This window comes from Clostridium estertheticum subsp. estertheticum, from assembly GCF_001877035.1.
In the GTDB taxonomy this organism is placed as follows: Bacteria; Bacillota; Clostridia; order Clostridiales; family Clostridiaceae; genus Clostridium_AD; species Clostridium_AD estertheticum.
Map to the genome: position 1 here is coordinate 549,796 of NZ_CP015756.1, position 21,754 is coordinate 571,549.

Annotated in this window: 25 protein-coding genes; 8 read left to right on the plus strand and 17 right to left on the minus strand. The window is 29.2% G+C overall.

What is annotated here, in order from left to right; genetic code table 11:
* The first annotated feature begins 8 nt into the window (after positions 1 to 8).
* Positions 9 to 2,237, plus strand: coding sequence for a sensor domain-containing diguanylate cyclase (locus A7L45_RS02660; protein ID WP_071611337.1), 2,229 nt, complete (start codon positions 9 to 11; stop codon positions 2,235 to 2,237).
* A 163-nt stretch (positions 2,238 to 2,400) separates the two neighbouring features.
* Positions 2,401 to 3,396 (plus strand): FeoB-associated Cys-rich membrane protein, encoded by a 996-nt coding sequence (locus tag A7L45_RS02665; RefSeq protein ID WP_071611338.1) that lies wholly within the window; start codon positions 2,401 to 2,403, stop codon positions 3,394 to 3,396.
* Between the two features lie 46 nt (positions 3,397 to 3,442).
* On the opposite strand, the gene A7L45_RS02670 is transcribed toward A7L45_RS02665, so the two are convergent.
* The 5 genes from A7L45_RS02670 to A7L45_RS02690 all read right to left on the minus strand — a co-directional run bounded on the left by A7L45_RS02670 (position 3,443) and on the right by A7L45_RS02690 (position 7,922).
* The gene (locus A7L45_RS02670; protein WP_071611339.1) at positions 3,443 to 4,417 is read right to left on the minus strand and encodes an acyl-CoA dehydratase activase; all 975 of its coding nucleotides are present in this window, start codon (positions 4,415 to 4,417) and stop codon (positions 3,443 to 3,445) included.
* Complete coding sequence (locus tag A7L45_RS02675) at positions 4,398 to 5,495, minus strand: acyl-CoA dehydratase activase-related protein (protein WP_071611340.1); 1,098 nt, start codon at positions 5,493 to 5,495, stop codon at positions 4,398 to 4,400. Before A7L45_RS02675 ends, A7L45_RS02670 begins: the two co-directional genes overlap by 20 nt.
* A complete protein-coding gene (locus A7L45_RS02680; protein WP_071611341.1) occupies positions 5,449 to 6,387 on the minus strand; it encodes an acyl-CoA dehydratase activase-related protein in 939 nt (312 codons plus the stop codon). The genes A7L45_RS02675 and A7L45_RS02680 overlap by 47 nt, the downstream gene beginning before the upstream one ends.
* 202 nt (positions 6,388 to 6,589) lie before the next feature.
* Positions 6,590 to 7,393, minus strand: a complete 804-nt coding sequence (locus tag A7L45_RS02685; RefSeq protein WP_071611342.1) for an MBL fold metallo-hydrolase — start codon at positions 7,391 to 7,393, stop codon at positions 6,590 to 6,592.
* A gap of 280 nt (positions 7,394 to 7,673) precedes the next feature.
* Complete coding sequence (locus tag A7L45_RS02690; RefSeq protein ID WP_071611343.1) at positions 7,674 to 7,922, minus strand: hypothetical protein; 249 nt, start codon at positions 7,920 to 7,922, stop codon at positions 7,674 to 7,676.
* 353 nt (positions 7,923 to 8,275) lie between these two features.
* Here A7L45_RS02690 and A7L45_RS02695 point away from each other — a divergent pair, with 353 nt between their 5' ends.
* Together A7L45_RS02695 and A7L45_RS02700 are read left to right on the plus strand one after the other, a co-directional pair.
* Entirely contained in the window at positions 8,276 to 9,106 is an 831-nt protein-coding gene (locus A7L45_RS02695) for a serine aminopeptidase domain-containing protein (protein ID WP_169829552.1), read from the plus strand.
* Between the two features lie 161 nt (positions 9,107 to 9,267).
* Positions 9,268 to 9,921, plus strand: coding sequence for a pentapeptide repeat-containing protein (locus A7L45_RS02700; RefSeq protein WP_071611345.1), 654 nt, complete (start codon positions 9,268 to 9,270; stop codon positions 9,919 to 9,921).
* Between the two features lie 71 nt (positions 9,922 to 9,992).
* On the opposite strand, the gene A7L45_RS02705 is transcribed toward A7L45_RS02700, so the two are convergent.
* Positions 9,993 to 11,090 (minus strand): stage II sporulation protein P, encoded by a 1,098-nt coding sequence (locus A7L45_RS02705; RefSeq protein WP_071611346.1) that lies wholly within the window; start codon positions 11,088 to 11,090, stop codon positions 9,993 to 9,995.
* Between the two features lies 1 nt (position 11,091).
* Entirely contained in the window at positions 11,092 to 11,484 is a 393-nt protein-coding gene (locus tag A7L45_RS02710; protein ID WP_071611347.1) for a BlaI/MecI/CopY family transcriptional regulator, read from the minus strand.
* 281 nt (positions 11,485 to 11,765) lie between these two features.
* Here A7L45_RS02710 and A7L45_RS02715 point away from each other — a divergent pair, with 281 nt between their 5' ends.
* Both A7L45_RS02715 and A7L45_RS02720 read left to right on the plus strand, forming a co-directional pair.
* Positions 11,766 to 12,260 (plus strand): DUF2975 domain-containing protein, encoded by a 495-nt coding sequence (locus tag A7L45_RS02715; RefSeq protein WP_071611348.1) that lies wholly within the window; start codon positions 11,766 to 11,768, stop codon positions 12,258 to 12,260.
* Positions 12,261 to 12,296: 36 nt separating this feature from the next.
* Positions 12,297 to 12,521, plus strand: coding sequence for a helix-turn-helix domain-containing protein (locus A7L45_RS02720; RefSeq protein ID WP_071611349.1), 225 nt, complete (start codon positions 12,297 to 12,299; stop codon positions 12,519 to 12,521).
* Positions 12,522 to 12,580: 59 nt separating this feature from the next.
* On the opposite strand, the gene A7L45_RS02725 is transcribed toward A7L45_RS02720, so the two are convergent.
* The 4 genes from A7L45_RS02725 to A7L45_RS02740 all read right to left on the minus strand — a co-directional run bounded on the left by A7L45_RS02725 (position 12,581) and on the right by A7L45_RS02740 (position 15,306).
* Positions 12,581 to 14,038, minus strand: a complete 1,458-nt coding sequence (locus A7L45_RS02725; protein ID WP_071611350.1) for a DEAD/DEAH box helicase — start codon at positions 14,036 to 14,038, stop codon at positions 12,581 to 12,583.
* Positions 14,039 to 14,198: 160 nt separating this feature from the next.
* Positions 14,199 to 14,780, minus strand: a complete 582-nt coding sequence (locus tag A7L45_RS02730) for a manganese catalase family protein (RefSeq protein ID WP_071611351.1) — start codon at positions 14,778 to 14,780, stop codon at positions 14,199 to 14,201.
* Between the two features lie 3 nt (positions 14,781 to 14,783).
* Entirely contained in the window at positions 14,784 to 15,062 is a 279-nt protein-coding gene (locus A7L45_RS02735) for a spore coat protein CotJB (RefSeq protein ID WP_071611352.1), read from the minus strand.
* On the minus strand, positions 15,052 to 15,306 hold the full coding sequence (locus A7L45_RS02740; RefSeq protein ID WP_084647325.1) for a spore coat associated protein CotJA: 255 nt from the start codon (positions 15,304 to 15,306) through the stop codon (positions 15,052 to 15,054). Before A7L45_RS02740 ends, A7L45_RS02735 begins: the two co-directional genes overlap by 11 nt.
* Positions 15,307 to 15,518: 212 nt before the next feature.
* Here A7L45_RS02740 and A7L45_RS02745 point away from each other — a divergent pair, with 212 nt between their 5' ends.
* Positions 15,519 to 16,205 carry a GntR family transcriptional regulator gene (locus tag A7L45_RS02745; protein WP_071611353.1) on the plus strand — a complete coding sequence of 229 codons (687 nt, stop codon included), beginning with the start codon at positions 15,519 to 15,521 and terminating at the stop codon, positions 16,203 to 16,205.
* 70 nt (positions 16,206 to 16,275) lie between these two features.
* Here A7L45_RS02745 and A7L45_RS02750 read toward each other — a convergent pair whose 3' ends face one another.
* The 3 genes from A7L45_RS02750 to mgrA all read right to left on the minus strand — a co-directional run bounded on the left by A7L45_RS02750 (position 16,276) and on the right by mgrA (position 18,992).
* Entirely contained in the window at positions 16,276 to 17,301 is a 1,026-nt protein-coding gene (locus A7L45_RS02750) for an aldo/keto reductase (RefSeq protein WP_071611354.1), read from the minus strand.
* A gap of 221 nt (positions 17,302 to 17,522) precedes the next feature.
* Complete coding sequence (locus A7L45_RS02755) at positions 17,523 to 17,720, minus strand: cold shock domain-containing protein (RefSeq protein ID WP_071611355.1); 198 nt, start codon at positions 17,718 to 17,720, stop codon at positions 17,523 to 17,525.
* Positions 17,721 to 17,996: 276 nt separating this feature from the next.
* Positions 17,997 to 18,992 (minus strand): L-glyceraldehyde 3-phosphate reductase, encoded by a 996-nt coding sequence (gene mgrA / locus A7L45_RS02760; protein ID WP_071611356.1) that lies wholly within the window; start codon positions 18,990 to 18,992, stop codon positions 17,997 to 17,999.
* A gap of 298 nt (positions 18,993 to 19,290) precedes the next feature.
* On the opposite strand from mgrA, the gene A7L45_RS02765 reads away from it, so the two are divergent.
* On the plus strand, positions 19,291 to 19,989 hold the full coding sequence (locus A7L45_RS02765) for a cell wall hydrolase (protein ID WP_071611357.1): 699 nt from the start codon (positions 19,291 to 19,293) through the stop codon (positions 19,987 to 19,989).
* Positions 19,990 to 20,047: 58 nt separating this feature from the next.
* On the opposite strand, the gene A7L45_RS02770 is transcribed toward A7L45_RS02765, so the two are convergent.
* The 3 genes from A7L45_RS02770 to A7L45_RS02780 all read right to left on the minus strand — a co-directional run bounded on the left by A7L45_RS02770 (position 20,048) and on the right by A7L45_RS02780 (position 21,751).
* Entirely contained in the window at positions 20,048 to 20,692 is a 645-nt protein-coding gene (locus tag A7L45_RS02770; protein WP_071611358.1) for a YidC/Oxa1 family membrane protein insertase, read from the minus strand.
* A gap of 26 nt (positions 20,693 to 20,718) precedes the next feature.
* A complete protein-coding gene (locus tag A7L45_RS02775; RefSeq protein WP_071611359.1) occupies positions 20,719 to 20,964 on the minus strand; it encodes a hypothetical protein in 246 nt (81 codons plus the stop codon).
* A gap of 82 nt (positions 20,965 to 21,046) precedes the next feature.
* Positions 21,047 to 21,751 carry a DUF1048 domain-containing protein gene (locus A7L45_RS02780; protein ID WP_071611360.1) on the minus strand — a complete coding sequence of 235 codons (705 nt, stop codon included), beginning with the start codon at positions 21,749 to 21,751 and terminating at the stop codon, positions 21,047 to 21,049.
* Positions 21,752 to 21,754: the final 3 nt, after the last annotated feature.

The following is a 21,754-nucleotide window of genomic DNA, read 5'->3' on the forward strand; positions in this document are numbered from 1 at the left end:
GTAATTTCATGAATGAGGGTTATATAAGGAGAGAAATTAAGGCACTTTTAGAAAAAGCTAATTCACTAAAAAATACTGATTCTCAGCGGGCGATAGAATTATCAAATGATGCATTACTCCTATCTGAAAAGATAGAATATACACTTGGTGTAAAAGTCGCCAAGTTATATATGGCTTATTCTTACTATAGCATTGGGAATGATGAAAAAGCATTAGAATTAATATTTGTTTCACTACATTATTTTATTGAAAAAGGATTTTGCGATCTCATATGGTGGGAATATAATTTATTAGGCATTATATTTAGTGAGTTAGGTGATATTGAAAAAAGTATGACTTTTTATGATAAAGCACAAATAGTCGCAATAGAAATTGATTTAGGTAAAAGATATGATAATAAGGCTACTTCGAAAAAATCGATAATGCTTACTTTAAATAATATTGCAGAAAATTATAAACTACTTAATGAATACAAAGAAGCATTAAGTTATAGTGAAAGAGCATATGACATAGATTCTTTATCGGATTATAGTTTATCTAGTGGAGTAACTATCCTTAGCTTAGGTGAGATTTATTACTTATTAGAGGATTATGAAAAGGCGAATATTCTCTCATACAAAGCTTTAAAGTACATGAAACGGTACAATTATACTATAGCGGATGCTGATATCTATAAATTATTAGCTCAGACTTCATGGAAAAAGAGAAACTACGCAAAGGCTGATGAATATTTTTATATTGCTATAAATTTGAATGAAAAACAAGCAATACCTAGTTATAAAATTGATTCATTACTTAGTTATTATGAATATATGATGGACCGAAAAAAAATAAAAAAAGCAATTGTTATATTAATAGATGCCTGTAATGTATCAATAAAATATAAACAACATGAAAAGGTATCTGAGATATCGATGATGTTATCAATATTATATGAAAAGTCAGGAGAATATGAATCCTCTTTTAGATATATGAAATTGCACTATAAGTACGAAAAAAAACATATAGAAGATTATAAAAAAAATATTATTCAAAGTTTAAATATGAAAAAGAAGATGTTAGAAATTGAGAAAGAGAATAATAGAATTATAGAGAAAAATGTAAACTTAAAAATAGAATCACAATCGCTACAAATGCTTGTTGAAAAAATATCTATTATTAGTGAACTAGGACAGAAAATAACTTCAACTTTAAATGAACATTCGATATTAGATATACTTTATTCAAGTATTAAGGATTTCATGGATTTGTCTTATTTTTGTATTGGTCTTTATGATGAGAATAACTCTATGATAAATTATTTAGATGCTATTATTAATGGTAAAAAGGAAAATATACCTGCTCTTTCACTTTTAAGTAAACCAAGTTTTACTGAAAAATGTATTGAGAGTGGTGAGTTGATTATAATTAATAATGTTAGTAAAGAGTTTCCAAGATATATTAACGAGGGCGCATTTAACAATCAACTAAAATTGAATTATAATTCAGAACTAAATTCACTTATGTTTTGTCCTCTTATAGTAAATGCGAAGATTATAGGAGTAATGTCAATACAAAGTAAAGGTAAAAATGCTTTTACACCATACCATATTGAAATGGTTAAAGCGCTATCATCTTATGCTGCTATAGCAATTAATAATTCAATAAAATCAATGGAACTAGAAATGGAAGTTATAAAAACAAAAGAAATTCAAATTGAATTAGAAAAAGTGAATGAAATATTATTATCTTTGTCTGAAAACGATAGTTTAACGGGGATTCCTAATAGGAGAAAGTTTGATATCTACATAAATGATGTTTGGGAGGGTAGTATAAGAGAAAGAAATAGTTTATCTCTACTAATCATTGATATAGATTATTTTAAAGAGTATAATGATAACTTTGGTCATTTAGAGGGGGATAATTGCTTAGCTAGGGTTGCTAGTATATTGGCAAACTTGAATAATGGACCATATTTTGTTGCAAGGTTTGGAGGTGATGAATTTGTGGTTTTATTGCCAGAAAGTTCAATTGATTACGCAATTAAATTTGGGGAAAATTTAAGAATTAAATTGAAGACGTTGAATATTAGACATAAATTCTCGGAAATTTCAGATAGAATTACTTTATCAATTGGAATATCTTCTGTTTTTCCTAATGAAAATATAACAATAAATGAATTTATAAGAAAAGTTGATAATGAACTTTATATTGCTAAGAGAAATGGAAGAAATAGAATATCAGCTGACGTATACTGAAAAAAAATATTTTTTTATAAAACGACAAATGCTTTATTCTACAACGTATTAACAGAAGAAAACATCACTTTAATGATTATTTATTACAATTTTGTCGCTTTTGATTGTATATAATTGTGCAATATGGTAATATTGTACTTGTGATAAAGGGGATGTTTAGCAAATGAATGAAAATGAGTTACATGAACAACATGCTGAAAGTAAAATATTTACTATTTTAGCAATAATATTTTTCGTAATAGGGGCAATAATATCAATAGTAGAGATTTTAGTTCAGAGGAGTGTTTATTTAAAAACAGCTAATATAAGTAGCCAACTGGGATATATAATTGGAAGAATAATCGCAGTTATTCTTATAGCATATATAGTTAGATTAATTTTTAAAAAGAAAAAAGGCTGTGCTCTAATGATTTTTTCAATAATTTTCATGCTTGCGTCAACTGTAACAACAGCTAATGCAATCAACAAAAGAACTGAGGAGATTAGTTTTAACAAGGTTGCTATGCACAAATTAATAAGTATGAGTAGTGATTATGCAGCTGGAAAAGAATTAAGTTCTGATAAATTAGAAAATTCTAAATATGGTAATATGGCACCTCTTTTAGATTTATGTAATCAATATTTTATTTCTTATCAAAAATTGAGTGCTAATATGAAAACAGATGTATCTAAAGCTCATGTTGAGACTTTATTATCAGCCGATACATTTAGTACTCCAGCTAAGACTAAAGATACTCAGGAAAGATTAAAAACCTTAACTAATGGATTTGCTCAATTTGAAACAGATGCTAATAAAATTACTAAAACAATGAATACAGATGTAAATAACGTAGATATTCCGAAAATCTATAAAGAAGATGTAGCGGCCGGGTTTGAAAAAGGACAACTTCAATCAAGCGCTATGATAAAGAAATATATAGCATTTGAAACAAGTTTTATTAAAAAGATAAATGATAGTGTAACCTTTATGGTAAGTGAAAAGGGAAATTATGAAGTAAAGAACAACATGGTATATTTTAAATCACCTGCTACATTAGCTAAATTTAATAAAAACATGAGTGATATACAAAAATTAGCAATTGAAGAAACTACTCTTATAAATGATATGAAGAAAACAGCAGAGAAACAACTTGATTATATGAAAACTTTAGATAAGTAATTGTATGGAATAAGATTGTAAAAAAGTAGAGGTAGTAGATAAATGTTTATCTGATATCTCTCTTTTTGAATTCCATTTTATTGCTCCATTTGCCACACCTATCTCCAAAGCAGCCTACAGTCTTTTCACCATCTTTTATTGCAATTACTTCACAATTATTACCACAACCATTGCACTCAATATTTCTAGGTACAAAATTATTAAAGGCTATTTCAAACCCTTTAAAATTTGTTTTACCTATCTTCATGGTTTTTTCCTTTGAAAGTATTGCAGCCCCTATAGCGCCCATTACATTATAATGAACTGGGACATAGACCTCAGTATTTAAGGCTTTCTCAAAAGCTGCTTTAATACCAATATTCGCTGCAACACCTCCTTGAAAAAATATTTTTGAACGGATTTGTTTACCTTTTCCCACATTGCTTAAATAATTTCTTACCATTGCTTCGCAAAGCCCACCTATTATGTCCTCTTCATTATATCCGAGCTGTTGCTTATGTATCATGTCAGATTCTGCAAAAACAGCACATCTTCCAGCTATTCTAACAGGTGATTTTGATTTTAATGCATAGTGTCCAAAATCTTCAATAGGTATCTCTAGCCTTTCTGCTTGCCTATCAAGAAAAGACCCTGTACCTGCTGCACATACTGTATTCATTGCAAAATCTGTTACAATACCATTTTCTAATAATATTATCTTTGAATCTTGACCTCCTATTTCCAATATGGTTTTTACTTCTTTGTCAATTTCAAGGGATGCAACTGCATGAGCAGTAATTTCATTTTTTACAATGTCTGCACCTATTAAAAAGGATGCCATTTGTCTTCCACTTCCAGTAGTTCCAACAGATTTTATTTGCTTAGTATCATATTTCTTGTTTAATACTTTTAATCCGTCTTGAATTGCTTTTATAGGTTTACCTTTTGTTCTTAAATATAATTTTTCTATAACATTTAATGAATTATCTAATAGTACAATGTTAGTACTTACAGATCCTACATCAACTCCCATATAGTACATTGTTTTTTCTCCTCTCTAACATATCTACAAATGCTTCTATCCTAGTAATATAGCCGGCTTCTCCAGTCATTTCGTCTACTATTAAAGTCATTATCGGAAAATTCTTATCACTTGAAATTTTAGTTAGAATTGCTTTTGATACAATTTCAGGCATACATCCCATAGGGAAAATTTGAATTGCCCCATCAAAACTTTCTTTTTCTGCAAGAAGTGCTTCTCCTACACATTCTCTAGCGTGGCCACCAATATAATATGGAAGATATTCTTTAGAGGCTTTTCTTATGTCAATTGAGTTTAGTTTAAATGGGCTAAGTAATGTATTTTTAATCCACCAAGTAGGGGTAAGTTTTCTTTTAGTGGATACTCCATAGTCCATAAGTTTATCTTCTATATATAGGTTAGCAAAGGGCTCAATTACAGTATAAATTTCACCAATAATTGCAATTTTAATTGGGGACTTATCTTTATTAATAGGAATATTATCTATTTTATTATTATATTCTTTTAAAATGCTCACCATCTGTGGGGGCGAAAGTGCCTTGGAGGCATTAGTGGTACATTCTTTTAAAAGGTTTTTAAATTGACCTTTGTTAACTTCAAGTCCCGTTAAATAATGTACTTTACTTTCAATTGTATCGATAAGTTCATTTACCTTGTAGGCTACTTTTAATGCTTTGATTTTTTGTAATTTACCTTCCTTACTATTATTTGATATCTTGGATAGGCGATTTAAAAATTCATTTTTGCCAATGTCAAAAGGACTATCAACTACAATAAAAGTTAAGTTGTGACCCATTTTTTTAAGAGCATTTATTTGTAATTCGCAATACTCACCAAATCTACAAGGACCACAGCTTCCGGGAAGGAGTATGGTATCGGCTCCAAGTTTTATACTCTGCAAATAATTACCCATCATAATTTTATAAGGTAAGCACATTTCTTCAGGAGAAAACGTGGAGCCTAGCTCCAACGCTTCACTACTACTAAATGGTGCAATTATACATTCTATACCGAGTCCATCAAATAATGCTTTAGCTGCAAGGTGTGTGTTGCCGAAATGTGGAAATGTTATCTTCATTTTTATTTTTCCTTTCAATCATATCGATAAAGGCCTCAATTCTTGTATCTATACCACCTTCACCAGTATGTTCATCAACTTTTAAGACTAAAAGAGGGAAATCACAAAGTTTATCTTTAATAAGTTCAATTACAACAGAGTCTATTCCGCAAGCAAAGGATGATATATATATAGCACCATCTATTTCTTTGTTTTTAGCTATACTAGTTGTAAAGCCATAAGAATTTGATGCAAAAGTCCAAAAGGGACGTTTAAAAAGAGTATTTACCTCTGATTTGATTTGTTCTTCACTCACGTATTCCTCTGTTATGACCCCGACCCCTAATTTGTTTAATTTCTTCACTATATCCATATTAATAAAGGTATCGTATAGATTGTATGGATGCCCAACTAGAGCGATAGTTATTTTATAGCCTTCATCTTTGATACCAAATTTAGTCTTTCTTTGTTCCTCTAGAGCATTGTTAAATGCAACTTTTGTTTTGTGTTTGTCTTTCGTAATCATGTTAGCTAAATTTTTACACCAAGCATATAATTCCTTCTCGCTTGTTGCATATATAGGTTCTGTCATTACTTTTGGCATATTAGGTATGCTACATAGGATCATTTCTGGAAGACCGCAAAACTTTGGGCATATAAATTCGCGCTGGCGTACCCTCATAAATCTTGGTATTATTAATAAATCACATTTATCTTTTATATTTAAGATATGTCCGTGGAATATCTTTATAGGCAGACAGGCCTCGTCTACGCAATATTTAATTCCTTCATTTAAAATGTTTTTATTCGTATCTGTAGATGTAATTATTTCTACACCTAGTTCACTTAAAAATCTTTTTATAAATGGATAGTATTTATAATATAATAAACCTTTAGGAATTCCAACTTTCATAACTTACTCCTTCCATGTGCATAGATCACTCTTTTTTATTCTGAACTATTTATAGGAAAAGTATTCTTATTTAGAATATAATTTTATAGAAGAGCATGCTATATATTTGTTATTGCATAAAAAAGTCTGCGCCCATAATATCATTAGAATATTATGGGCACAGACTTATGGTAAATATTTTGTTTGTTAGATATCAAATCATTTACAATTCAATAATATCTAAATCATCAGGAACAATAATATTTCCTGAGAAGAATTTCTTGCCTTCATCGGTATATAGTTTTCTTCTATTTAATATATTTTTGTCCTCAGTATGAAATAGAACTATATTTTTTACGTTTAGCTTAGATGCATTTTCACAAGCATCTTTTACAGTAGCATGATGTTTTTCATAAGGTTTAAAGATATCCTTTTGTGAATATAAACAAAAGGCCTCATGAAAAAGATAATCTACATTATTAGCATATTCAAATAACTCTTCATTGTAAGGCTCATCACCAAAAAAAGCCAAACTTTTTCCGTTTTTAAGTGTTGTATTAAAGCCAAACTGAAGCTCTTTAGTACTTCTAATATCAAAAAAATTTATACTTAAGTCTAGTATAGAAACCGTACATTTATCATAAATCTCATTAAATAGTATTCTAGTTCCAATAAACTTTGTAAATTTTTTATCTAAAAGCAAGCTGCTTATTGTGTTTATTATATCAATATTATTTTTGTGGCAATAAATTGTTAGATTGCCGTCATAATTTCCATTCATAATTTGCTGAGCTACAGCCCTAATTATCCAAACAATGCCGGAAATATGATCGTTATGTCTATGAGATATAAAAACATTGTGGATATTGCTTATATCTATGTTTAATTTTTCTAGGTTTGAGAGTATGGTATTTCCACCTCCTGTATCTACTAAAAAATGCTCTTTACCGCTAGAAATGGTAAAACAAGTGTTATAACATTTTGTAACCATAGCACTCCCTGTACCTAAAATATTAACTGATTCCATATATTTTCCCCCAATATTAGTTTGATTTAAATAGAAATTTTATTCTAATTTATATTTTAAATTACTTCTATTAATTATTACAGTAAAAAACATAATTATCAATAGATTATCCTATTAACATTGTTTATTTTTTTAAGATTAAAATTAAAATTAAGTATACTTTAAAAAAGACAATTTGTAGTTAGGATTATCTTTATAAATAACAATTAGTAGTATTGATAATCATCTTTAAAGCTAATTGTTGTTGTGCTTAATATATAAGTTTCTTCACGCCTCATAGCTAAAGCATAACTCCAAGCACTGCAGCATCTTCCATAGATTCTAAACTCGCAGTTACAATTTTGGTTACATTTTTCGGAAGTTTGTATTTCTTGTTTAGATATGTTATTGTCTGAGTGTTTTGTTTTATATTAGAAGTAGATGCACTTTCAGTTGCTGTTTTTTGTGAGTCTTTTTTTGAATTGTTAAAAACTATAAGGCCAACACAAATTACAATTACTAACCCAATTAAAAAAAATTTTTGCTTCATTTTTTTAACTCTCCTTTTTATACTACTTAAATAAAAGTAATATTTCTAAATAATTTTTCAACATATAATTATACATAAGTTGTGGATATTATATTCCTTAGCGGTAAAACTAGTAGGGTTACGCCAGATTATGATTATCATTTTTAATAGAAAATGATAATCAATGATAATACAAAGTATATAGTGGTTAATATATTTTTGCAAGGTAAAAATTGGATACATATTATGATATAGCGATTTTTTTATAAATTATAAAAAATCAGACATAAAAATATAAAATTGATTTATATAAATAAATAGTGGGTAACATAATAAAATCGAAATAGAAAAAGAGGCGAATTTGGGTGGGTGTTTTGCTTAAGAAGATTAACTTGATAATTAATAATAAAGAAATTATTTGTTTAAAAAAAGTGGAGTCTAAACCACGATATAATACAGTTATAATTCTTACTGGGGCAGCCACCTATGCATCAAATTATGCTATATTTGCAAAGCAGTTTAGGGAAACTGAAGTTATTATAATCAATACACCGGGACATGGATTTGGAAAATCATTAACTAAGGGAGAACCTTTAACCGATGGAAATGATTTGATTGATTTTCAAGTTAATGTTATAAAACATTTAATCAAAAAAAATTACTGCAGTGCGAAAGTTACATTGCTTGGTTATTCAATTGGTGGAATGACACTTCTAAATATTGTTAACAGAAAGCTATTAGAAAAGAATATAGAACTTTGCATTTTATTTGCTAGCGCTAGATTCACAAGGTACGATAAAACGGTTACTAAAGGATTATATAATAAAGAAACTAAAACATTTAATGCAAAGTCGCTAATTGAGAAGAGCTTCACAGGTAAGATGCCTTGGTATATTAAATATCTAAATCCTAATTTAATATGTACTTTGTCAGCTACTTGCCATGCAGATTTTCTGGAGTGTGATAATATGAATGAAATTTCTAAAAATGAATTAATGATAGATAATAACATGTCTGTTATTGCATTTTTAGGGAAAGATGATTGCTTTTTTAGTGAAGAAGAGTTACTTAAAACAATAAAAAGGTTTAAATACAGTACTTTTATATCACTAAAGGAATATGGACATTTATTTATATTAGAAAGGCCTATTAAGGCAGGAAAACTTGTATTTAAGGCTATAAAAGAAGCTACTTTAAAAGGGTAGTTATTTTATAGCCTTAATTTGTTTAGTGGAGTTTTAGAATTGTGCTTACTTGGATTAAACTAAAAGAGTATACTATAATTATAATTATAAAAAAATAAGTAGTTATTTACGGATGCATATCCGTAAATTATTTATTTTAAGATTAAATGGAGGGAATACATATGGAAGAGAAAAAATTAAAAACAAAAGTTATAAGACCTAAATTTGATACAGATTTAGACATTATAGAGTTATCTAAGGAGAATATTGAGGATGAGAGTATATTCTCTTTTGGAACAGTTAGTGATTGCTGCTTAGAAAACCATGAAGCTGATAGAGTAAATTTTAAACAAGTAATATTTACAAAAGTTATCTTTAATAAAATAACTTTTAGACGAATAGAGATGACAGATGTGAGGTTTGAAAATTGTGATTTATCAAATGTAGATTTTAACGAGGCGTCATTACATAGAGTTGAATTTGTGAATTGTAAAATTATTGGCATTAATTTAAGTGAGACAACTTTTAGAGATGTAATTTTTGAAAATTGTAATGGCGAATTTGCTTTCTTTAATTATTCTGATTGTAAGCAAGTTGCGTTTCTTGAGTGTCAATTACGCTCTTCAGATTTTCAAAATTCAAAGCTTTTAAAAGTTGAATTTAGGGAGTCTAATTTGCTTGGGGCTCAAATGAACTACACAAGTCTTAAAGGAATAGACTTTACTAGTTGTAACATTGAAGGTATGGGAGTAAATATTGTTGATGTTAAAGGGGCAAGAGTTACAACAACTCAAGCAATCTCATTATCGAGCATACTTGGTCTTATTATTAAATAATTTGTATGGTTTTAAGAAAAAATAATGAATGTAACTTTATAAAGTTACATTCAAAATGGTTGGTAATAGGATTATTTTTTACCATTTAATTGTTCTGCAATGATTCTTGATAAATACATTCCAGTATTCTTTACTTCGGTAATAGTATTATTATTATTTCCGACCTCAATTAACATAGCGTTATTACTTCTGTCTTGGCTATAGAAATCTATGCCCCTATTATAAAGATAAACTTGCCTGTAGTCCATAAGACCTGGATATAATTTATCTGATATTCCTATCATGGAACTTACTAATTTTTTCTGTGCTGCATACCTAGGGTTTCCTTTTGTCATTACAAACATAACCTTAGCAACATTTACTCCATTTATTTTAGTTTTTTCGTTTTTATGATTTAACGGAACACCATCTCTATGTAAATCAATAATTATATCAAAATCTCCATATTCCTTTAAATATTTATCTAAAGTAATTCTAGACTTTTTGTAGGATGCTTGATAATCTACTACATTATGAATAGTATCATCATTTATAGCAGCAATTCCATAATTTTTTTCTAAATCCTTGGCTATTACATCTCCTACTTCACAGACTCCTTGTGCTAGGTTCGTATTAAAAGTATTTGTAGATGTATCATCGTCAGAGGCAAGATAAGATTCGGTGGTATGAGAATGGTAAATAAGCACTCGTGGGTTAGCCTTGTTTAGGATTTGTTTCAATTTGGGATTATATATGCCTGCAATTGAATTAGAGGTGTCAACTTTACCTTTAAATTTACTTACCTGATTATCATCTAAGTTAAAGGGGTTAAGAACAAGTGTCTCTCTTTTTTCTACACCATTGCTCTCATTATCTGAACCCTCATTGTTTTGAAAATATGAAATTTCTTTTGATACTATTGATATAGGATTGGAAATATCTATTCCTAAAAATGATAAAACTGAATGTTTAATTTCACTGTTGGTATTTTGTTCCCCATTGCTTGGAGAATTAAATAAAGCTACTGTATTAGTAATTGCCTTAATAAAAAAGTAATTTTGAGATTTATCTTCATTAGTCGCATTAGCACTCTTAGGCAAAACTAAACATAATAAAAAAATAAAAAGTAATGTTAAAACACTTAAAAGTATTTTGCTCTTATTATTTTTTTTAATAGCATTGCGCCCCATATTAATCCTCCCCACATTTCCGTTTAATAAGTTGATTTAGTATATCTTTTAAGTCTTTTATATCTAATTTAGATAACTCGTCTGATTGGGCGAAGGTCAAAAGCATGGATTTAATAGAACCATTAAATACTCTATTAACAAAGGAAAAACTTTCTAATTTTATACAATCATCTTCTGAGACTAAAGGATAATATAAATATTCATAACCTAATTTATTAAATCCAATAATATTTTTATTTAATAATCTATTAATCAAACTTTTAACTGTAGCTGGTTTCCACTCAGATTTATCCTTTAATTCTTTTATAATGTTGATTGATGAAATTTCAGAATTATTCCATATTATTTTCATTATCTCCCATTCAGCATTAGATATTTTGGACATTTTATACATTAATATATCACCCCATTTAAATTACAACTGTAATTATAAGCTTTAGTTTACAATTGTAATTTGTGTTATTTATAATATATTCTATGAAATATTAATTATTACATTTATTAAAATAAAGCTGAATGGTAGATTGATGTTTTACGGAGTGAATTTATGCTATGCAATATGGATTCATTGATAAACAGTGAATCTATATTGTAAAAAGAAAATTAATGTGATAATATTATTTTAAAGTTTATATAAGCATATATGAGTATATATGAATTATGGAGGAAATTTTTATGAAGTATTATGGAAAAACTTCTTTATCATCTTTATTAAAATTAATGTTAGATGTTTTAATCATCACAGGTTTTATTGTATATTTATTTATACTGAGAAAGGCCTTGATAATTGATCAAACAAATTTATTTAATCCTAAAAATATTGTTACATGTACTCTATTTGTTCTAGGTGGTTTTGCATTGCTTTGTATAATGTATTATCTTAGATGTATTATTAATTCATTGGTTAAAATGACGCCTTTCGTATGGAAAAATGTTAAAAGTTTGAGAAATGTTGCTATATCGTGTTTTACAGTTTCAGGCTGTTATGTGGTCAATTTTTTTATTAACAATCAATTTTTAAATTTTAAGTTAATAGAAATAGATGCTAGTGGGATACACACAGATATTGAGTTTATAATTTTTTTCTTTGCAGGTTGTTTTACATTAATTCTTTCTAAGGTTTTTAAGCAGGCGATTGAAGTTAAAGAAGAAAATGACTTAACTATATAGATATTTACGATATATAAATAAATTGAGGTGAAATACATGGCAATAATAGTGAATCTAGATGTAATGATGGCAAAAAGGAAGATTAATTTATCGGATCTTGCAATTAGAGTAGGAATTACAAATTCAAATTTATCAATATTAAAAACCAATAAGGCAAAGGCAATAAGATTCTCAACCCTTGAGGCTATATGTAGCGAGCTTAAGTGTCAGCCAGGGGATATTTTAGAATTCAAAGGCGATGAGCTGATTCCAAATAAATAAAGTACCCAGTAGAGTTTTACACTTCTTTTAAAAGTGTCTATTCTATAGGTACTAAGATATTAATATCTGTCTGCTAATATTTCCTTACTTACTGTGCGTAGTCTTCCTTTAATTGGTGTATCTTGTAGAGCTGTAAACACTAATTCACCTTTATTATTTAATATTTCTACAAAAGTAGATATATCAATTATATTGATGATTCCTATATCATCTTTAGTCATTCCTTCGATACTGCAAAGGGTACCTACGATATCCATTGCTCTCATCTTAGTCTTTTTACCTGCATTAATATGTAATTTCATAATTTCTTTGCTGAGTTCTGCTCCTTTTGATTCTTTAAGAATAGGTCTTGTATCCATTTTATTAATAAATTCCTCTTTGGCATTATTTACGACTTCAGATTCAGGTCTTTCCTTCAAAGGAATTTCTTTACCAATATACTGCTCTATATCATACAAAAACCTATTATCACGATTTGTTACAAAAGTCATAGCACGGCCCATCTTACCTATACGACCAGTTCTTCCTATCCTATGAACATAACTTTCTTTGTCCTCTGGAATATCATAATTAATTACAAGTGTAATGTTATCTATGTCTATACCACGAGCTGCAACATCGGTAGCTACAAGGTATCTAAAATAACCCTTCTTAAAATCATTCATTACCCTTAATCTATCACTTTGTTCCATTCCACCATGTATTTTCTTGCAAGTATACTCGAGGTCTATTAGGTCGTTAAAAACTGAATCTACCTTAACTTTTGTATTGCAAAATATTATGCAACTATCTGGATTTTCAACAATGGTTAAATCTCTTAAAAGATCTATTTTATCAAATTCATGTACATTATATTGTTCTTGAAGTATATTATCAGATGCTTTATTTTCATCCTCTATTTCAATATATATAGGATCTTTCATATATCTGTTACATAAACTATGTATGTCTTTTGGCATTGTAGCTGACAATAACATTGTTACACGGTCTTTTGATAAGCCACTTAAGATTGATTCTATTTGATCTACGAATCCCATATTAAGCATTTCGTCTGCTTCATCTATTACAAGATATTTTATATTTGATGTATCAAATGTACCTTTTTCTATATGATCCATAATGCGACCAGGGGTTCCAACCACTACATGTGTTTTTTGCTTAAGTTCTTTTTTTTGATCGGTGAAAGGAGACTTTCCATAAATAGCAGATACTTTAAGTCTTTTAAACCTACCTATATTAAAAATATCTTCTTTTACTTGGATTGCAAGTTCTCTTGTTGGTGTAATTATTAATGCCTGAGGTTTATTTTCCTCCCAATCAACTAATTGACAAATAGGAATGCCATATGCTGCTGTTTTTCCACTTCCAGTTTTGGATTTTACTACTACATCCTTTTGTGCTAGAACTGCAGGTATAACCTGTTTTTGAACCTTTGTAAAATCCTTAAAATTTAACAAACTAATTGCTTTTAATAACTCACTACTTAAATTATAATCGTTAATGTTTTCTTTTATCATTAAATCATCTCCTAATATATATACTAACCTTTTTATTATATCATACACATGAAATTAACATAAATAAACCTAAGTCTAGAGTCATTCAAATTAAGAAAAGAGAAAACACAGATTTTATTTATCTGCATTTTCTCTTTTATTAATAGTGGTATTTGTGCTATTATTTCATTGTAAATAGCCGAGGTTCTTGTAAGTAATCTTGAACGATTCTAAGAGATTCACCAAATCTTTGATAATGAACAATTTCTCTTTCACGTAGAAACTTTAAAGGTTCTAATACATCAGGATCGTCAGCCATATTTATTAGATATTCATAAGTTGCTCTAGCTTTTTGCTCAGCAGCTAAGTTTTCAGTAAGATCTACAATTGGGTCACCTTTTGATTGAAGATATGCAGCAGTAAAGGGAACTCCAGAAGCACTTACGGGATATACTCCTCTGCCATGGTCTACATAATAACCAGCCATGCCACCTTTTTCAATTTCTTCAAGACTGGCACCTTTCATTAGTTGCCTAACCATAGCACCAACCATTTCTAAATGAGCCAATTCCTCAGTTCCAATATCATTACATGTTGATATTGCTTGAGGAGTAATCATAGAGAATCGCTGACTTAGATATCTTAATGAGGCACCTAATTCACCATCTGGTCCACCATATTGAGTAATAATTATTTTTGCCATTTCAGGATTTGGAGTTTTAATTTTAACTGGATATTGTAAGAACTTATCGTATGTCCACATAAATTATTTATCATCCTTTCCAAGACTAAAATTTGCTTCAGGCTCCCAAGGCCATGGATTACTTGACCATCGCCATGGGTAAGGGCTGAGAGAGTCATGTTCAGATAACATTCCATAATTCATCTCATAGTGATCTTTTAATCCTTTTGTCTCCACCACATAAAAATTATATTTTGCAAGAGCCTCTTGATCCATTGGATGAGTATTAAGGTACAAAGCTAGGTCTTCTTTCATAAATTCGCCGGCAACTATTTGTTTTAAAAGTTCCATTTTACTCTCCATAAATTCTCTCCTTGTTACTTGATTTTAAATTAGAAGACATTTTATCTTCTCCATCGTATGGACTATAAAGCTCTGGAAAAGCAGTTCCTCTTTTAAGTGCTTCTAATGGCGAAAAAAGTGTGCAAAGTTTCTGGTAAGGAACATAAGCTGCAGCTAATCTAACATGTTTTATTATAGTTTCTTGTGGTACACAATTATTTGATGCTGAAGATTTAGTTAGTTTATTTCTATTTTGATACTCCATTTTTATCCTCCATATAACATAGTACATAATACTATATTCAATAATATTTGATTAGGTTCTAAAGAAATAGTAATAAATTAAGTAGATTTACTAATAATTTATGGTGAATACAGTGCTAAGGTGCATTATGATTGATGTTGACATTATAAAAGTATAGTGCTAACATACTAGCTATACAAACTAAAGTAATTTAAAATAAAGGAAAATTTATTATGAAAATTGAACTATTAGAGAAAAAATCTTATGAGACTATAAAAAATTATACTTATCGAGTACTAAGAAGTAATATTATTGATCTTAATCTTAAACCGGGAGAAAGTATTTCTGAAAATGAAATTGCAAATAATCTTAATGTGAGCAGAACGCCAGTTAGGGAAGCTTTTTCATTATTAGTTTCTGAGCAATTGTTAGAAATTTATCCTCAGAAGGGTACTCAAGTTTCTTATATTGATTTAAAACGTGTTGAAGATGCTCGATTTATGAGGTTAAAACTTGAACAAGCAGTTATTGAATTGGCTTGTAAGGATTTTCAAGAGAGTTATTTGTTTGATTTAGAATCTAATATTAATCAACAGCAATTTTGTGTACTTAAAAAGAACTATACCGCTGCATTTAATTTAGACAATTCATTTCATGAACTTATTTTTAAAGGATGTAAGAAGGAACGGATTTTCAATGCCATTCATTTTATGAATGGCGATTTTGATCGTATAAGGGCACTTAATTTAATATCTAGTATGAACATGGATCTTGTTGTTGCACAACATAAAGGCATTATTGATGCAATAAAGGCTAAAGATAGTGAGCTAGGTATAAGAATAGTTGGTGAGCACTTATCAAAAGTAAATGACGACAAAATGATATTGCTAAGAGAATATCCTGAGTACTTTAAAGAGTAATAGAAAATAAACAGCCCCCTGTCCATTTTAAATAAAATGGACAGGAGGCTGTTTTTTGTTTTTTTTAAAACTAAATATTTTTATTCTTAGCATAAAATTCAGAGTAGCTTTTAAGTTCTCTTTTTAAAAGATTTGGAGTATCAAGCTTATAAGGACAGTGGTTTTTACAGTGTCCACAGTTTATGCAATTATTTATAAGTTCCATCTTTTCTTTAAAGCTATCATCTAAGAAGCCTTGATATGGAGCTCTTTTAAGAAGAAGTGATATTCGAGCAGAAGTAGGAATTTCAATTCCAGCTGGGCATGGAAGACAATAACCACAACCACGACAGAAATCGCCTGAAAGCTCACTGCGATCCTTGTTAATAATTGACCACATGATATCATCTAATAATGGTGGATTTTTCTCAAGGGTTATAAATTCATCTAATTCAGTTTCTCTTTGTATTCCCCATATTGGTACAACATTGTCAAATTGCCTTAGAAAAGCAAAGGCTGAGGATGCATCAGTTATTAGACCTCCTGAGAGAGCCTTCATTGCAATTAGTCCTATATTTCTTTTTTTACATTCTTTTATTAATAATAAATCATCATCTGAAGATAAAGAGCATAAAGGAAATTGTATAGTGTCATATAGTCCTGAAGCTGCTGCTTCCATTGCATTTTTCAATTTATGATTTGTAATTCCTATAAAACGAATAAGTCCCTTTTTCTTAGCCTCCAAAAGTCCCGCATAAAGACCTTCTGGGTCTTTTGGATCAGGAAGTACATCAGGGTTATGTAATTGATATATATCTATATAATCTGTTTTTAAATTTATTAGACTTGTCTGCAAATGTTCAAGTAAAGTTTTTCTATCCTTAGCGTGGGTTTTAGTTGCAATTATAATGTTTTCTCTAACATCTGATAGGGAATAACCTATTTTTTCTTCACTATCAGAATATGCTCTTGCTGTATCAAAGAAGTTTATTCCATTATCATATGCTTTTCGTAGAATATTCTTTGCTTCATCAAAAGACACCCGCTGAACTGGTAATGCTCCAAAACCACTTCTAGTAACCATTAAATTTGTTCTTCCGAGTTTTATTTTATCCATTTATACACCTCCATAAATTCGTACATAAAAACTTTTATATATAAGTATTCAATATTATTCTATTAAATCCTTTTTAAATTAATATACTTAATATAAAGTGTTTTTTATAAATGTAATCTAAAAAAGTCACACACTAGTGGTATAATACCACAGTATATGACTTTTGCAAAAAAGCAAAAAGACCAGTAAATAGTTTCCTATTTACTGGTCTAATATTACTACTAAAGAACAGTAATATTTTCTGCTTGTGGGCCTTTAGGTCCTTTAACTATGTCAAAAGAAACTTTTTGACCTTCATCAAGTGATTTGTAACCATCTGAATTTATTTGAGAGAAATGTGCGAAAACATCTACTCCGTCTTCTCCTGTAATAAAACCAAATCCTTTTTCACCATTAAACCATTTAACTGTACCATTCATATAATGTATACCTCCGAAATTTTATTTCTTAAACTACTTGAAATAACAAACCAATAAAATTTTGATAACAAAATACTATATTTTAAAAATTATATTTGAAATATATCTGCGCTTCATTATTCACTATTCATTTAAGTACTCCTTAATACTACCACAGGTTATTACAAAAAGCAAGTTATATTGCATATTAATCTAATTAAGTCCGTAAAGCATATATAATAAGCATTACTATTAGTAGATTAGAAGCTTATAAATTTAATTTATTTTTTAAAATAACTATTTGTTTGCTAATATTTGTTCTATACGTTCTAATTCATCTGCACTAAAATCTAAATTATTTAATGCGCCTACGTTATCTTCGATTTGACTTACCTTACTTGCACCTATTAGTGCAGAGGTAACATGTCCACCCCTTAATACCCAGGCTAAGGCTAGTTGGGGTAAAGTTTGCGAACGTTCCATTGCCAAAACATTTAATTTAGAAACTTTTTCTAATTGCTCTTTTGTAATATCTCCAGAATGTAAGAAAGCTGAGTTGCCAGCAGCTCTTGAATCTTTAGGAATTCCTTTTAAATATTTGGTAGTCAGTAAACCTTGTTGTAGGGGTTTAAAGGCTATAGAACCGATGCCTTCCTGATCTAGAACATCTTGAAGACCATCCTCTATCCATCTGTTAAACATTGAATAAGAGGGCTGGTGAATTAAACAAGGTGTGCCTAATTGTTTTAGTATAGCCGAAGCCCTTTTGGTTTCAGCTGGTTTATAGTTGGATAAACCCACATAAAGAGCTTTACCTTGTTTTACTATTAAATCTAAAGCAGACATAGTTTCTTCTAAAGGGGTATTAGGATCAGGTCTATGATGATAAAAAATATCAACATAATCGAGTCCAGTTCGTTTTAGACTTTGGTCAATACTTGAGACTAAATATTTTTTTGAACCCCAATCACCATAAGGACCGGGCCACATTGTATAACCTGCCTTCGTAGAGATAACAAGTTCATCTCTATAACCAGAAAGATCCTGTTTTAAAATTTTGCCGAAGGTCTCTTCTGCAGAGCCAGGAGGAGGACCGTAGTTATTTGCAAGGTCGAAATGTGTAATTCCAAGGTCGAAAGCCTTATGAATTAGAGCTCTTGAGTTTTCAAAGGAATCTGAATAACCAAAATTATGCCATAAACCAAGAGATATTGCAGAGAGTTTTAAGCCACTATTACCGCATTTATTATATTTCATTGTTAAGTATTTGTTACTATTAGATACATATGACATTTTATCACCTTCTTATATTAATATTATCATATATGATAGATATGTAAACCATTTAACTCAAATAAAGTATGATCTCATGTACTTATAAAATTAATACTATAACGTATATTATCTATAAAGTTTACAAAAATTAGAAAGTAAATTATATTAACATACCATCTTTATATTATTATGGTATAATATGACGATATTCCAAATAAAATAGCGAAAATTTGATTTTGGAGTAAAACTGTATAAATTTATATGCCGATACCATAATTAGCAAATTGAACTGGAAGGCATTAGGAGGACACTTAAAATGAATAAATTTAAAAATATTAAATCTATTTTCTTAGCATCAGCATTAACAATTGGTTTTGCAACAAGTACATCACAAAATGTACTTGCAACTTCACTAACAACTAAAACATATATTGTGAAAAGTGGGGATTGTTTATCTGTAATAGCGAAAAAATGTGGACAATCATTAAATGACTTAAGGAAAACTAATAATAAATGGAATGATACTATTTTCCCAGGACAAATTATTAAGGTTCCAGTAACAACTAGTTCTGCTACATCGCAAGTTAAATTAAAAGCTCAAGATAAAACGGTAGCGAAAGTAGACAAGATAGCAATAAAATATACAGAAAGTGATTTGAACTTATTATCAAGACTAATAACTGCAGAGGCACAAGGAGAATCTTATAGTGCTCAAGTTGCTGTAGGCGCAGTTGTTGTAAATAGAGTTAAGAGTGGATATTTTCCAAATTCAATTAGTGATGTTATAAATGAACGCACAAAAGGAGGTTATCAATTTACACCAGTATTAAATGGTAATATCAATAGACCAGCACAGGCAAGCGCGCTTAAGGCTGCGAGTGAAGCTCTTAGCGGGTCCGATCCAACAAATAATGCATTGTTTTTTTATGATGGCGGTGTTCCTAAAGGACTAACTGAACCACAACCAATATCTAAAGTAATAGGTAATTTGACATTTGTTTACTTAATAAAATAATGGTTATATCAAAAAATTAAAATTAAGGGCTAGAACATAATTGTTCAGCCCTTAATTTTTAGTTCCTAATTTTTGAATTTCTTATATATAGTCTAAAAATAAGCTCTTCTAGAAAGTTGAACACACTTGTGGTGATTAAGTATATTCCAACTGCGATTGGAGCTGCTTTAGCAACAAATAGACCAACTACTGCCATTATTATTATATTACTCTTGCTAAGTGTTGACTGACCTTCAATTTTAAGTAAGGTTACATATGAAAGCAGACTTGGTGTTAGCGATATAAGCACATATATTAGTGGAACTATAAAATAACTGTCTGAGACCTTAATACTAGACACCCATGGTATAAGAAATGTACTAGCGCTCACAGGAAGCTTATTAAATACACTCCACAGGGTCATTATTATAGGCAGTTGTAACAACGTTACTAAGCAACCTAGCATACTTTTGGCACTCTCTGCAGATTGTTTTTTAACTTCGACGTCAAGTCTGTCTTTGTTATCTTTATATTTTTCCTTTATTTCTTGCATTTTTATACCGAATTTTTGCTGCTGGTGCATGGATTTTTTTTGTTTGAAAGACATTGGAGAAAGTACTAATCTTACACTTATGGTAAGAAAAACTATTGCGAGGCCCCAGTCCCCGGTAAAATTAAAAATTGAATCTAATAAACTACTTAAAAAATTAAAAATGATGTTCATATTTATCCTCCCTCGAATAATTTTGGCTAAAACATCATTTCAATTTTTAATCGTTCTACATATATCCATATAACATATTTTTCATAAATAATATAATCTTCCGCAAGTACTTTTTTTATAAATCCAAGCCACTGAATTAAAACACTTCTTGTTATATTTTCTTTGGTTTTATGTTTGAAACTTTTATAGGTATATAAAGTATATGATAGTATGCCAGTAAAACATATCACTAAAAACATTAATTGTATTAAATTTATTAAGTCATAATTCAACTGCATACCTCCTCATATATTAGTTTTGAATATTATAAGATATATTATCAATATTGTTGAATTCTAAAAATAAAGATAGATATCATCGATGTTTATTATACATTCTTTTATAAATTTCAATAAATCCAATTATTAAAAGTATTAGTAGTATATATGGAATAGATGAATGTAGAGTTATTGTATAACTAAAGACGTTAGTAGAAAGAGTCTCTCCAAGAATAAATCTTATTAATAAAATAGCAAATATCACAAATATAAAACCATTAAATCCAGATTCAGTAATTCCGCTATTTATTGCGTAATATTTTTTATTCCAAAAGTTTAATGAGGGACTTTCTTGACTACTTTTTCTTGTTGCTGGAATTAAAATAAATGAAATAGCACTTAGTGTTATAAGCATATCTACAGTTATTCCTAGGGTAAATGAAGAATTTTTTAATCCAATCACTATCCACAAAAAAACTGAACTTGTTATCGAGTAAAATAGACCCTTTTGTATATAATCTAATAATCTGTAGTTTTTGCTTTTGTCACTACTATATTCTTCAATAATCGACTTGCAAAATTCCTGATAGTCATTCCCGATAATTAATTCCATTGGCTTTTTTTCTATTTGTGCTTGCAACATCATATCTATGACTTGTTGAAGAATTTCTTCCTTTTCAATTCCTCTCAATTCGCTGTGCTGTATATATGAAGTTATGCTTCTATATAAATATAAGTTACTCCCATTTAAATTTTTTTGCTCTTTAAATCTAAGCTTTTTAAGTCTCCATTCGAGCAGCATTAA